The organism is Amphibacillus sp. Q70, assembly GCF_052055485.1.
GTDB lineage: Bacteria > Bacillota > Bacilli > Bacillales > Amphibacillaceae > Amphibacillus.
This window is the reverse complement of sequence record NZ_CP197171.1, coordinates 410,142-423,849: the sequence shown is the minus strand read 5'-3', so window position 1 is coordinate 423,849 and position 13,708 is coordinate 410,142. Positions and strand designations below refer to the sequence as shown.

The 13,708-nt window shown below is 33.4% G+C and carries 14 protein-coding genes; 7 read left to right on the top strand and 7 right to left on the bottom strand.

Annotated elements, in window-relative coordinates:
- Positions 1-50 precede the first annotated feature (50 nt).
- The 4 genes from ACS127_RS01815 to ACS127_RS01800 form a co-directional block, all read right to left on the bottom strand.
- Complete coding sequence (locus ACS127_RS01815) at positions 51-662, bottom strand: CDP-alcohol phosphatidyltransferase family protein (protein ID WP_440896776.1); 612 nt, start codon at positions 660-662, stop codon at positions 51-53.
- A complete protein-coding gene (locus ACS127_RS01810) occupies positions 655-1,113 on the bottom strand; it encodes a MarR family winged helix-turn-helix transcriptional regulator (protein ID WP_440896775.1) in 459 nt (152 codons plus the stop codon). Before ACS127_RS01810 ends, ACS127_RS01815 begins: the two co-directional genes overlap by 8 nt.
- A 181-nt stretch (positions 1,114-1,294) precedes the next feature.
- A complete protein-coding gene (locus tag ACS127_RS01805) occupies positions 1,295-1,492 on the bottom strand; it encodes a YdiK family protein (protein ID WP_440896774.1) in 198 nt (65 codons plus the stop codon).
- Entirely contained in the window at positions 1,489-2,208 is a 720-nt protein-coding gene (locus tag ACS127_RS01800) for a lysostaphin resistance A-like protein (RefSeq protein WP_440896773.1), read from the bottom strand. Before ACS127_RS01800 ends, ACS127_RS01805 begins: the two co-directional genes overlap by 4 nt.
- Positions 2,209-2,924: 716 nt before the next feature.
- Between ACS127_RS01800 and groES the strand changes: the two genes are divergently transcribed.
- The 4 genes from groES to ACS127_RS01780 all read left to right on the top strand — a co-directional run bounded on the left by groES (position 2,925) and on the right by ACS127_RS01780 (position 6,186).
- Complete coding sequence (gene groES, locus ACS127_RS01795) at positions 2,925-3,209, top strand: co-chaperone GroES (RefSeq protein WP_440896772.1); 285 nt, start codon at positions 2,925-2,927, stop codon at positions 3,207-3,209.
- A 48-nt stretch (positions 3,210-3,257) separates the two neighbouring features.
- Complete coding sequence (gene groL, locus ACS127_RS01790; RefSeq protein ID WP_440896771.1) at positions 3,258-4,889, top strand: chaperonin GroEL; 1,632 nt, start codon at positions 3,258-3,260, stop codon at positions 4,887-4,889.
- A gap of 804 nt (positions 4,890-5,693) precedes the next feature.
- The gene (locus tag ACS127_RS01785; RefSeq protein ID WP_440896770.1) at positions 5,694-5,963 is read left to right on the top strand and encodes a hypothetical protein; all 270 of its coding nucleotides are present in this window, start codon (positions 5,694-5,696) and stop codon (positions 5,961-5,963) included.
- Between the two features lie 22 nt (positions 5,964-5,985).
- Positions 5,986-6,186, top strand: a complete 201-nt coding sequence (locus tag ACS127_RS01780; protein WP_440896769.1) for a hypothetical protein — start codon at positions 5,986-5,988, stop codon at positions 6,184-6,186.
- Positions 6,187-6,874: 688 nt separating this feature from the next.
- On the opposite strand, the gene ACS127_RS01775 is transcribed toward ACS127_RS01780, so the two are convergent.
- Positions 6,875-7,516 carry a hypothetical protein gene (locus ACS127_RS01775; protein WP_440896768.1) on the bottom strand — a complete coding sequence of 214 codons (642 nt, stop codon included), beginning with the start codon at positions 7,514-7,516 and terminating at the stop codon, positions 6,875-6,877.
- 774 nt (positions 7,517-8,290) lie between these two features.
- Here ACS127_RS01775 and istA point away from each other — a divergent pair.
- From istA to ACS127_RS01760, 3 genes are all read left to right on the top strand, one after another.
- Entirely contained in the window at positions 8,291-9,859 is a 1,569-nt protein-coding gene (gene istA, locus ACS127_RS01770; protein ID WP_440898046.1) for an IS21 family transposase, read from the top strand.
- Positions 9,856-10,620: an IS21-like element helper ATPase IstB gene (gene istB / locus ACS127_RS01765; protein WP_337020333.1), complete on the top strand. Its 765-nt coding sequence runs from the start codon at positions 9,856-9,858 to the stop codon at positions 10,618-10,620. Before istA ends, istB begins: the two co-directional genes overlap by 4 nt.
- Positions 10,621-11,600: 980 nt before the next feature.
- A complete protein-coding gene (locus tag ACS127_RS01760) occupies positions 11,601-12,704 on the top strand; it encodes a polysaccharide pyruvyl transferase family protein (RefSeq protein ID WP_440896767.1) in 1,104 nt (367 codons plus the stop codon).
- 158 nt (positions 12,705-12,862) lie between these two features.
- On the opposite strand, the gene ACS127_RS01755 is transcribed toward ACS127_RS01760, so the two are convergent.
- Positions 12,863-13,219 carry a hypothetical protein gene (locus ACS127_RS01755; RefSeq protein WP_440896766.1) on the bottom strand — a complete coding sequence of 119 codons (357 nt, stop codon included), beginning with the start codon at positions 13,217-13,219 and terminating at the stop codon, positions 12,863-12,865.
- Positions 13,220-13,663 carry a helix-turn-helix domain-containing protein gene (locus tag ACS127_RS01750; protein ID WP_440896765.1) on the bottom strand — a complete coding sequence of 148 codons (444 nt, stop codon included), beginning with the start codon at positions 13,661-13,663 and terminating at the stop codon, positions 13,220-13,222.
- Positions 13,664-13,708 lie beyond the last annotated feature (45 nt).

The following is a 13,708-nucleotide window of genomic DNA, read 5'->3' as shown; positions in this document are numbered from 1 at the left end:
AATATTTCCTCATCATTCAGTAATTGAAACGATTATTAAAATGATGTCATCTACTTGATTTCCTCTTCTTTTTTTGTGGCACTTTTTGATTTGGTATTTTTTAAAACCTGGATATTAAAAATACCGTAGAGCACCAAAGAGGTGATTAACATAATGATCAAAGCAGAGGTGAAAATGTGGGATATAGCTGAAGGGATATCATACCAGATCACATGAGTAACTATTGTCACATAAAAAAGGACCGTAGTCATTTTCCCGTGCCATTTAGCACCGGTGACCTCACCAGTATTTTGAATCACCAACATCCCCGTAATACTTACGAATAATTCCTTAAAGATCATCAAGATTAGCGGAATTAACATATTTGGAAATTGAGTGAGTAAACAAATTAGAGCCACAATTTGTGTTAATTTATCGGCTATTGGGTCAAGTACCTTACCTAAATTGCTGATGGCATTAAAACGTCTTGCAATGTATCCGTCAACAGCATCTGTTATACCAGAAAATATCAGTATAACGGCAGTCCAAAAATATGCTTGTATACTAAGATAAAGCCAAACAAATAGAGGAATTAAGGCAATGCGAAAAATAGATATGACATTGGGAAGAGTTAAGATTTTGTTTGATACCATTTCTTCTTGTATATTCTCATATTTAGTCATATAGCACCTTCTCTGAAGCAAGTTCTGCTGCTAAAGAAGTTATGTACTTTTCCAATAAAGAGATAAAAAGTTGACGATCTTTCTCTGAAAATTGAGCGATACTTCTTTCTTCTGCTTCATAGAAATGCTGGACTGTCTTTTCCCCAAATGCTCGGCCTTTTTCGGTTAGCTGTATAATTTTACTGTTACGTCTTTTAGGATCTTCTTCTAGAAATAAATACCCTTTCTTCTTCATTGTGTTAATCACTGAATTAACTGTCTGTTTAGATAGAGACCATAAGTGACAAATATCTTGTTGGGAAAGATCCCCTTCAAAAACGATAAGAGCATACAGTACCCACAACTCTTTATCAGATATTCCATGTTTAAGAACCTCTCGATGGTAAATTGCAGTTAACTCATTCATTTGCCTATTCAATGTTTCAATTTGATGTTTAATAGACTCATTCATTCTAATCCCTCCTTCAGTTTGTAAGTCCTATTTAGGACTATGATTAATTAAATTGTAGTCTGATTTCAGACCTAAGTCAAGATAAATACTAATTTTAGCCTTAACTAATTTTGAAGAATAGTACTTTTTTTAAACAATAAAAAAAGCGGGGATTCCCGCTTTTGACTAAATAACAAGTATTTCATTTTTTATTTCGCTTAATTTTAAAATGTAGTTGGATGAACCGAATCCCGACTCCAAATTCTAATGATGCTATGATGATTAAGATGATTGTCAAAGGATTAAATATCGTTTCATCAATAGTTTGGTAAGCAAAATAAACAAATACAGCTCCTAATCCTAGATAAATCATTGCACTTGTTAATGGTGACAATTTCATAAAATAGTTAACCCCTTTATCAAAATCATTTGAATTTGATCCATTTGTTCGATCATTTCCTCTAAGAAAAACAATTGAACAATCACAACGAAAGAATTCATTAGTACGTGTGCGAGAATGGGAACAATAATTCGTTTGGATTGGACATAAATAAAAGCAAACGCAAAGCTCATCACAAAATAAACAAGGAGATGAGTGAAATCATTATGGACCACAGCGAATATCAATCCTGAAATAGATCCTGCTATAACAAAGTTGGTTCGCTTATATAATTCACCAAAAATAATTTTTCGGAAAATGATTTCTTCTAGAATAGGCCCGACCACAGCAATTATAATAATGAAAATTGGGAAAGCGCGGGCAACCTCCATGAGCTCAACCGTATTTTGCGATTGTTCTTCTAATCCAAATAGTCTGGTTTGAATTAAACTAGCTATCACCTGTCCACCTAGAGCCATTGCCACCCCTAGAATTGACCAAATGAACGTCATTAACGGACTTGCCTGATCAGAATCCCTAGGAAATTCTCTTTCCTTTCGAAGTAAAATGAGTATAATTATTAAAGCAATAATAAAACTAGTTATTTGCCAGCCCATAATTATATTATTATGGGTAACTGGTTCTAAATCCATTCTTTCTAGCCCGATTGAGACCGGGAAAACAGATAATTGAGCAATTAAGTAAGTGAAGATGATTGCTAAATACCGTTTAGTCATCGTTAAAAAACCTCCTAATAAAAAAACGCCAGTAAACGTATTCTAACACAAATAAGCGATAGAATTAAATCTGAGTTCTTCAACCTATTTTTCTCACACTAAAGAAGATAAAACCACAGCAAATCTTTATGTTGGGACGAGTAACCGCAGTCCCAAATCTTTATGTTGGGACGAGTAACCGCAGTCCCAAATGTATATGATGGGACGAGTAAACACACTCAGGGAGACTACGAAGCATTTGTATCACAAGAATAAGTATTTTTTCTATTCTGAGTTCCGAAATATGGATAATATACTAAAAAAGTCTTGTTTCCTTCTACTTGTCTGTCTATCAGAAAAAATTCTATCATGAGTTTTAAACATTTATTGCCCATGAAAGGCGAGATAGAAGGATTCAATTACGTATTGCAAGCTTTCACCCTCTGCCAAAAGCCGGTTAGAAAGACTCTATCTGAAATGATTACCTCACTAAATTTCTCTACTTGCTTTACATGTTGAAAAACTAATTTACTGAAAAAATTGAGAGAATATTAAGGTCAGTATATTTATGTGTAAATAAAGTATGACTGAAGACAAATTTTTTCTAAAAAAATAATCACTTTACTTGCAAAATGAAATCGATTTTATTAATATAGTAATTGTGTTAGCACTCAATGCCGATGAGTGCTAAAAAACTCATAAAAATAAATTTAAAATAAATGGAGGAGGTTTTTGATATGTTAAAACCATTAGGTGATCGTGTCATTATTGAATTCGTTGAGGAAGAAGAAAAAACAGCAAGTGGCATTGTACTCCCAGATTCTGCGAAGGAAAAGCCACAACAAGGACGTATTGTTGCAGTAGGTTCTGGACGTGTAGCGGATAACGGAGCGAAAATTACTCCAGAAGTAGCAGAAGGCAATACAGTTGTTTTTGCTAAATTTGCAGGAACTGAATTGAAATATGAAGGTAAAGAATACTTAATTCTTCGCGAAGATGACATTCTAGCAGTTATTGGCTAAGTGAAGAATCAAACGAACAATACTTAGATTATAGGAGGAGTTTTAACAATGGCTAAAGACATTAAATTTAGTGAAGATGCTCGTCAATCAATGCTACGTGGTGTTGAAACATTAGCAAACGCAGTGAAAGTAACACTAGGACCAAAAGGACGAAATGTTGTTTTAGATAAAAAATTTGGAGCACCTATGATTACAAATGATGGTGTGACGATTGCTAAAGAAATTGAATTAGAAGATAAATTTGAAAATATGGGTGCACAGCTTGTATCTGAAGTAGCGTCACAAACAAATGATGTAGCTGGTGATGGAACAACAACAGCAACTGTTCTTGCACAAGCGATGATTACAGAAGGGCTAAAAAATGTTGCCTCAGGTGCTAACCCAGTTGGTGTTCGTCGCGGAATCGAAAAAGCTGTTGACCTTGCTGTTAACGAATTAAGAAAAATTTCTAATCCAATTGAAGGAAAAGAATCAATTGCTCAAGTAGCTGCTATTTCGGCAGATGACGAAGAAGTGGGACAATTAATTGCTGAAGCGATGGAGCGAGTAGGTAATGACGGTGTTATCACAATTGAAGAATCAAAAGGCTTCAATACAGAATTAGAAGTAGTTGAAGGTATGCAATTTGATCGAGGCTATGCTTCACCATATATGGTGACTGATCAAGATAAAATGGAAGCTGTTTTAGAAGATCCATATATCTTTGTAACAGACAAAAAAATCAACAATATTCAAGAAGTGCTACCGGTGCTTGAACAAGTTGTTCAGCAAGGCAAGCCATTACTTCTGATTGCAGAAGATGTTGAAGGTGAAGCACTTGCTACATTAGTAGTGAACAAGCTCCGTGGAACATTTAATGCTGTTGCAGTTAAAGCACCAGGCTTTGGTGACCGTCGAAAAGAAATGTTAGAAGATATCGGTACTTTAACAGGAGCAGAAGTTATTACAGAAGATTTAGGACTTGATTTAAAATCAACAACACTTGAACAATTAGGACGCGCATCTAAAGTTGTTGTCACAAAAGAAAACACAACAATTGTTGAGGGAGCAGGTAGCCCTGAAACCATTTCATCTCGTGTTCAACAAATTCGTGCTCAAATTGAAGAAACAACATCTGATTTTGACAAAGAAAAATTACAAGAACGTCTAGCTAAATTAGCTGGTGGTGTAGCTGTTGTCAAAGTAGGAGCAGCAACTGAAACAGAACTACAAGAACGCAAACTTCGTATTGAAGATGCTCTTAACTCAACACGTGCAGCCGTTGAGGAAGGTATTGTATCAGGTGGTGGTATAGCGTTAATGAATATTTATGAGCACTTAACAGCACTTGGTCTTGAAGGAGATGAAGCTACGGGTGCAAGCATTGTGCTTCGTTCTTTAGAAGAACCAATCCGTCAAATTGCTACTAATGCTGGTTTAGAAGGTTCAATTGTAGCGGAACGTCTAAAACGTGAAGAATTAGGAATTGGATTCAACGCAGCAACTGGCGAATGGGTAAATATGATTGATGCTGGTATCGTTGACCCAACCAAAGTTACTCGTTCGGCATTACAAAATGCAGCATCTGTTGCAGCGATGTTCCTAACAACTGAAGTAGTAGTTGCAGACATCCCTGAAGAAGATGGCGGCGCCGGAATGCCAGATATGGGTGGCATGGGCGGAATGGGCGGCATGATGTAATACCCCCCCATAAAAGCTGATATATCAATGTTTTACATTACCAAAAGATTATTACTTTTAAGAAATCTCACATTATCTTTTAGTGAGTGATTTAATCTATTTTTTCAAGGATGTTTCCGTACAAAATGGTTATTTTGTCGGGGCATCCTTTTTCATTCTATTATGAAATGGATTAATCATTATTAAGGTTAAATGATTTTTAAGTTTTACTGTTAATTCCATGTGTTATTCAAATAACAGAGGCTGAAAACTTGTAAAATAGCCTTCTTGACAAATTTAAGTTAGTCAAGTATTAATAAGTTACCTTAACTTTTCAATGCATATTAGCCTTCTGCAAAACCCTTTTAGTTTATCACCTCTTTTAAGCATCTATAGTACTCCTATTTCAAAATAGAGAGTAAAAATGAAACTATATATAGGTGGAAGCTAACGAGTGCCAATGTCTTGATTCACTTGAATCAGAGAGATCATACAGACATTTTCTCACAAAGTGAAGTTAGCCTATATTCCTCATTAATCAGCAAGAAAACCCTTTGCTAAAGAAAGTCCCGTTTTAGCTTCAAAAGTTCACTCATGTTCTTCATCAATAACTTTCTAATCCATGTTACCATTTTGTTAAAAAGATCTAGAATAAGGAAACTGCTCTAGATCGAGTGTTTTACTTAAGTTTGTATTTATTTTTTATGTAACGCTAATGCAATGAATAAGTTAAATAAAAATAAAAAAGGAGTTGAATAGATCATCGGACATGATATTTATGGATTTAACCATACCGGAAAGGAAATTGCCTATGCTCGTTTCTCTATGTCAAATGTCAATGCTTCAATTTTGTACCATGTACTTGATGCGGATGAGTATAATGGTGGTGTAAGTGGAATAGGTGCTAAGGTAACTTTTTCAGCAAACAAAATGGAAAAGGCAATGGATGTATTTCTACAGTTCTATAATGCTGGTGATTCGACGGAACTAAAAGAAACATCTTTAAATATGGATGAAGAACAAATTTTAAATTTTCTATTAAATTGTCTTAAAACAGCTAAGGAAGAAGAGGAAGTAGTAATTGTTTTTTGTTAAGATCTAAATTTAAATAAATAGGATGAAAGAATATACTTTATTTGTTTATCCGAATAAAACTATGGAAAACATAGATGATATTAGTTTAAGGAAAGATCATGAAAGATATAAAATACTGAATTTCCATGATTTATCATTTGTTAGTTTTTTCTCTTCTTCTTTTACTGGTGAAGGAAACTTAAAAGGGGTGTTAAAACATCAAATCATAGGTATTGAGGTATGAGAACTTTGTGAGGCTATTAATAATGGTTACTCACAATCTACCTACAAGTGAATCGCTTTACAAGCCTTTCATTAGTTCCACGAATTTTTGAGGTGCTTCTTTTTTTGATTATATCTAGTGTAAATAAATGTTTTTAGTTATCTTATCGTTTCTGTAACCTGTCTTTATTTTGATTTAACGTTGACTTCTACTTAGAGTGAAGTGAGTAATGTTTACGACTATGGGGCATTAATTCATTGCACCATCACAATTAACAAATAAAGAATTTAGACTATAATATTGCTCATGGATATTTTTTGATGTATCTAATTCTCATTTTGGTATCTCTAAAATTATTTTAATGATAAAAAATTAGCGTGGAGAGTAAGAGCTATTAAAACAAACGATATTGGCTACAACTTAGGCGAGAGACAAACTTAATTTTCGACTATGTCTTATATCCTCTCCACTTTCATTTAATATATTTTTAATTGTATAATTAACAATTATGTTTACCTATGTTATTTTGAATCCTTTCATCAGTTCAACTTTAACTATAAACATAACTCCTGTAAGTGTATATTCCAATTTAGTTCTGAATGATAAAAGTTCAATTTATTTTGTTTATCTAGTTTAAAAGTTTCTGCAGCTTTAGATATACTTAATGGGTTAGATGAATTTTTATCATCTAAATATAAATCAGTTGGATTTATAATATCAATCCGTTATTTTCCTTCTCGTCTTGTATCTCATCTTTTATTAACTTAATCCAAGTATCACCTAATCCAGGGAAAAAGGAGGACTTTTGTAATGTGAATCCACGACTTTTTAAAAGGTCAATTTCTATCGTTGGATCACAATGATATGTTGTTTCTAATAGGTTGTCTTCATGTAAATAATCAAATTGATCTGGAGCTTTCCCATTTATGTTATACATGATGATTTGATTAACATTAATTTTCTTTGTGTATATTTCAATAGCTTGAATCAGGCAATCTTTTATATTTCTTTCTGATATAATTTCACGATTAACATAAATATATAAATCTATAACTTCTAGACAGGTAGAGTGTACTCTAAGAGTGATATCAAAGTAAATAGGAATATTCATATTTTGTTTATTTCTAATGTAAACAGTCCTTAGTGCATTGTTTGGAGTAATATCAGCAATGATTCCCATTCCTGTGAGTAACTTTTCTAAAAAATTTAGATTTTCAATACTAAAAAATTTTCCACTTTTGAATATTGGATTATTTTGAAATCTTTCTACTATTTCATCATAATAAACTTTCCATACATCGTCCTCTATCAAGTCTTTGACACTGCAATCTAATACACGAGCTATTTCCATCAAGCTTTCAATCTCTGTATTTGGATTGATTGAATTTCTGATCTTACGTATTGTTTTAATGTTTAAATTACAATTTTTTGCAAGCCAATTTTAAGAAACATCTTTCTCTTTCATGATTTTGTCTAAGTTAAATTTAATTCTCAATTCATCACCTCAAATATTAGTTTTATAGTTATCTTACAAGACAAATTGTAATATGCATAGGTCCAATATAATGGATGGAGAAGCTGTAAAGATTAATATATCCAATATGTTATATGTTATTTAGCCATCTATTCTCTCTCAAATATACACTTTAGATAGTTTATTTCGAGGTTATATTAATATATATTAGGCACTACAAAAGTTATTAATTAATTCAATAGCGGTACTAAATATAAGAAGTAAAAATTTTTAATTTGAATACTGTATAAGAATACCCACTCATCCTGTACAAAGAAGATATATAAATCCTTCGTAAATTTGCCAAACTTCTGAGAGGCTTCTTTTTGATTTTGTCATATGCAATCTGTTTTTTTCATTGCCTTCTTAATTTTATTGTGAATTAGGCGATATATAAATTGCACTAAAGTTGTTAGCTGTTTTAAACAACTTAACTACTCAACTTTCGCATCTGAATTTTCATGCTCAGTCAAGATGATGTGACTGCTAAACTAGAGTAGACAGTTTTTGCTAGATAAAAAGACACACTTATTTACACAAAAATATTAATAATAAGAACTTCCATTGTACAATGTTTATATCAAAACATACAGAACAGTGGAGGACGTAAAGGTGGATAAGTGGGAAATGTATATGGAAATACATCAATTAATTAAAAAGGGTTTTAGTAAGACAAAGGTAGCTGAAAAACTAGGAATCTCAAGATCAACCGTTCATCGTTATCTAAAAAAGAATCCTTCGGATATGTCTAAGTGGGTTGATTCCATTCAAACCAGAAGTAAGAAATTAGATCCTTATAAAGAACTAATTTTATCCTGGCTAAGAGAACATCCAGATATGTCTGCGGCACAAGTAGAAGATTGGCTAAAAGAAAGATACGAAGATTTAGAAGTAGGTGAAAGTACGGTTCGCTCCTATGTTAGAGAACTTCGAGAGGAATATAAAATAAGAAAGGAAACTTCACCACGAATTTATGAGGCTATTCTCGATTCACCTATGGGTGAGCAAATACAAGTTGATTTTGGTCATACGAAACAGAAGGCAGCAGACAGTAAGGAAGTAAAATTAAACTTTATAGCATTTGTACTATCTAATTCTAGATATAAATATATGGAATGGTTGGATAGGCCATTTACTACCCAAGATGTCATTAAAGCACATGAAAATGCATTTAAGTGGTATGGAGGAATTCCAGGTGAATTGGTATATGACCAAGATAGTTTAATCGTTGTCAGTGAGAATGGTGGGGATTTAATTTTAACACAAGAGTTCCAACAATATAAAGAATCTAGGAATCTAAACCTTCGTGTTTGCCGCAAGGCGGATCCAGAGAGCAAAGGAAAAATTGAAAATGTAGTTGGATTTATTAAACATAATTTCGCTAAACATCGAGTTTTTCATAACATTGATTCTTGGAATGAACAAGGGTGGGAATGGCTTCATAGAACTGGAAACTATAAAATTCACCATACAACAAAAAAGAGACCGGTCGAAGTATTTTCCCTGGAAAGACAACACTTAAGACCAGTCACCAAAAATATAGATATAAAATATAACTATGAAAATAGTATATCAAGATGTGTCCATAAGGACAATACCATTCGATATTTATCTAACCGTTATACTCTACCATTGGGGACGTTTGGCAAGTACGAAACGGTCTGCATTAAGGAAACGGAGGAAAGAGAATTAATCATTTATAGCCCTGAAACAGGTGAAATCATAGCAAAGCATACGATCCCTGACGAGAAAGGGTTATTGATTAAAGATAGAAAACATAGCCGTGATAGAACAAAGGGTATTGATGCATTTATGAATACAGTTGCCGAGCATTTTAATGACAGTGAGATGGCTTATGATTATCTACAAGCAGTAAAAGGGAAGTACCCTCGATATATTAGGGATCAACTCCAAATGATAATAAAAGAGACAAAAACAAATAACAAAGAAATTCTATCAACAGCATTGAAAGAGTGTATAAAGAGGAATCTTTATGGTGCCACAGATTTTAGCGATGTCGTTGCCTATTTAAAACGACATCGACAAATGGAAGATACACCAAATGATACCGCTAAGAATGTAACACGAGTAAAAGGAGTTTCAGCTTGGGTTATGGAAACAGAAGCTCAAAAACGAGAAGTGAATGCCTATACTGCCATATTGGAAGGTGATCCAGTATGAGCCAGTTAAATCAATTACAAGAATTGATGAGAACTCTACGTTTAACAGAAACAGCAAATCACCTTCCTGCATTAATTAGAGAGGCTGAGCAAAAGGATTCCTCCTTTACTCAGTTCCTCCTAGATGTAGTAAAATATGAACAAACTCGCAGAGAAGAAAAGCAGTTAGAAAAACGATTTAAATGGGCTACATTTCCGTTCCAAAAGACATTAGAGGAATTCAATATAAAAGAACAGAAATCATTAAGCAATAAACATTTGAATAGGTTGAAGGATTTAACTTGGATAGAACAGTTACACAATATCATTCTATTAGGACCACCAGGTAGTGGGAAAACTCACATATCAATTGGATTAGGAATCGAAGCGTTAAACCAAGGTTACAAGGTTATCTTTACTACGATGGGAGACCTTATTCATGTATTAAAAACGGAAGAAATTACTCGAAAATCACAGACGAGAATGAAAAGAATAAGAGATGCAGACTTAGTTATTATTGATGATTTGATGTTTATGGCGATGGATTCACAGGAAGCTAATATGTTCTTCCACTTGATTAATGATTTATACAATCAATCATCCATCATTTTAACTTCAAATAAAGCACCTAAAGAGTGGGGAGAGCTATTAGGTGACCAAGCAATTACAACAGCTATATTAGATAGAATTCTACACCGAGTTGAAATCATTCATCTAAATGAAGATAGTTATCGAATGAAACATAGATCGACCATATTTGGGCAAGAAAGTGTTTCAAATTAATGAGCATAAATTGTGTCTTTTTACTTGACGGTCACAGATGACTTAAGAGTTGATCTACGATTAAGTATAAACGTTGACTTTGTAGATAGATTTTTCGATTGACAACCAACCCTCTATTTTCGATTGAGATCCGCAGGTGAGCTATGTTCCGCTTTCCTCGAAAATACAGAGCAATTTTCTTCGTGTGATGTATTGCTTCGAGGTCTTCCTTGTCCTGTGGGCGTGGCTTGAGCTAACTTTGCCAAGCAAAAACCACTTGTCAAAGTGGACCTCAAGCTCACGCTATTCCCACGCGAATCTACACATGATTTTTATAAAATCGTTAATAATTTTATTCACTTTCAACTGGTTTTTTCTACATTTTATTAATCATTAAAATGTGTTAAATAAAAATAGCTGATAAGTCATTTATTGTTATGAAGCGATAAGGTGCTTTTGCGATCCGATATTAGCACATAAATTATCTGTGTTTGTATCTATCAGGATTATGACAGAATGGGAACAACTGAAGAAGGGTTAAAATCAATAGCAGAAAAGGCGGGGGAAGCGTAAATTAATAAATAGTTCACTTTTAGTGCTCGAAGTACATATTATGAAGAGATTAGGGATTTTTAAAATTCTTTACTATAGAAAAGGATGTCTGAATAAAGGGAAGGATATGGACTAAGGTTTTGTTCTACAATTGGCAAGGCACAAACTTTATGGATGATCGATTAGACAATTATTATTTTTACCATAGAGATTCTGAAGTAATCCAATTCCCTCTAATTATTTAGAGCATTATAAAATTTGTCATCATAGATAAGATTTAAAAAAATAACTATGTCTAACTAAAGCGCTCAATGACGATCTTCTTGCTGCGATAAGTCAATATCAGCTTTCTTAGGTTGTCGTGTATTTGTCACAGGCTATTTTAATTTGTGCATGACTGGACGAGCGCTCTGAGCTTGTATTCTCAATTTGACTAGGGAGGATTCTAGATGAAAAAAGTTTTGTATATTGGATGGATCGGCTATAAAAATTTAGGCGATGAATTAATGTTTGATTTATTTAAGGAACAGTTTTCAACTCTGGGAGATGATTACACACTGGATTCTGCCAATATTGAGCCTAAGTACTTAAAAAATGTAGCTTTACAAGAATATGATCTGATTGTTTTAGGAGGTGGCTCGATACTCGGTGGCAAAGGGCATTTTATTCATCCGTACATCATTAGTTACCTATATGAATGTATTTCATTAAATAAAAAAGTAATGATTTGGGGCTCCGGGATTGATTGGGTACCCAAACCGCTTATTGAGCATTTGGAGAATAACATTCTAATCCCATTTTCTGTATCAGATGATCTAAAACAGAAAATAGCTGTCGTTTTTGAAAAAAGTGTATGGTCAGGTGTTCGTGGTCCGTTAACGCTTAAAATATTGGAACAATACGGTGTGCAAAATTGTCATATAAGTGGTGATCCAGGGTTCCTGCTCAATCTTGATCAACGAGCAAATAAACATCCTATGAAAATGGCTTTAGATTCAGCGGAACCAAATAAAAAAGTAGTCGGTGTCAATTGGGGAACAAGTTTCAATAACATTTATGGTGGAGATGAACAAAAAGTAGAAGAGCAGTTGGCTGATGCTTTAAACCAATTGATTGAAAAGGGCTATCATATCTATTTATATACTGTCTGGGGAACGGATCTGCCAGCAATTGAACGACTTCATTCTAAGCTAGTTGATTCCACTAAAGTAACCCTTGATCGAACGCTTTATGATCATAATGAGTTATTAGCGTTGATGCAAGACTTTATGTTTACGATTAACTTTAAGTTACATGCTAATTATCTTTCTTTAGCAGCCAATGTCCCTTTTATTGCATTAGGGTACCGCTCTAAAATGTTTGATTTTGTTAAATCCGTTAATCTTGAGGATTTTATTATCTCAACTGATGAGTCGAATATTAGTGAACAAATCTTATCGATGGAATCAGAAATATTAAGTCGTCAGTCAGAAATTAAAGCCAAAATGGACTCAAGTCTAAACCTTTATCGTGATCGATTGAAGGAACCATTTAAACACGGGTTGTATATCTAAGTGCAGCCTCTTTTTTTAGGGGAGAAAACCAAACGTATTTGTTTAAAAAAGACTGAATACGTTTGGTTTGTAACAACACTAATGCTTGTCCTAATATCTTCGGGAAAGAGGGGTACTTTTTGCCCTAAGTAAATGATTGTCACTTGAGGTACAGCAGATTATAAAACCTTTGACACACTAGAAATATGCTCAATTTTGAGAAACAGCTTCATTTTCTGTTTCCGAGCCCTCTTAGTCGTTAATAGCTCAACCCATTCATCATCAACATTAATGACTTTTCCAACAACCTTGGAGCCAATTGACATATAAATTAAATCATCACTTTCAATTTGACAATCTAGATCAATTGAGTCTTTCAATAATTGGATAATTTCTGATCGTTCATGATCTCGTTCTAATTGTTGTTGCTCTTTTTCCTTTTGATAATCAGGACTTTTCCCTTTATAAAGCTCGATGATATCGTCTAATTTAGAAAAAAGCATGATAGCAACAAATATTACGATTATCCACCACATCTAATTAACCTCCATTTCAAAACCTGAGATATCTTTAAGAAAAATTAATTTTTCAATTCTTTGTTTTTTCTCATTCATAATGATTCTAATGCTATTTGGATTCACTTCAATAATTTCACAATTTCTAATTTTTGTCTTTTGAACGGACATCCAAGCATCATTATCAATTTTTGGATCTAAATATAAGCTGACCTGCTGATGCATTAAAGAAAGCAATACTGCACTAGGCTCCTTTGTCTTTTTCTTATCTATACCAATTAGTTCGTCCATTGATACATCATATAGATTTGCTAATTCGATTGCTTTATCAATTGTTGGTTGAGCAGCACCACTTTCCCAATTTGAGATCGTTTGTCGAGAGACTTTTAACTTTGTTGCAATTTCTTCTTGGGTGACCCCAAGTTCTTTTCTTAATTGATAAATTCTTTCGGAAAAATTTCCCATTTCGATCAACCTCCTATCAAAATCATACTTGAAATCATTGTTATT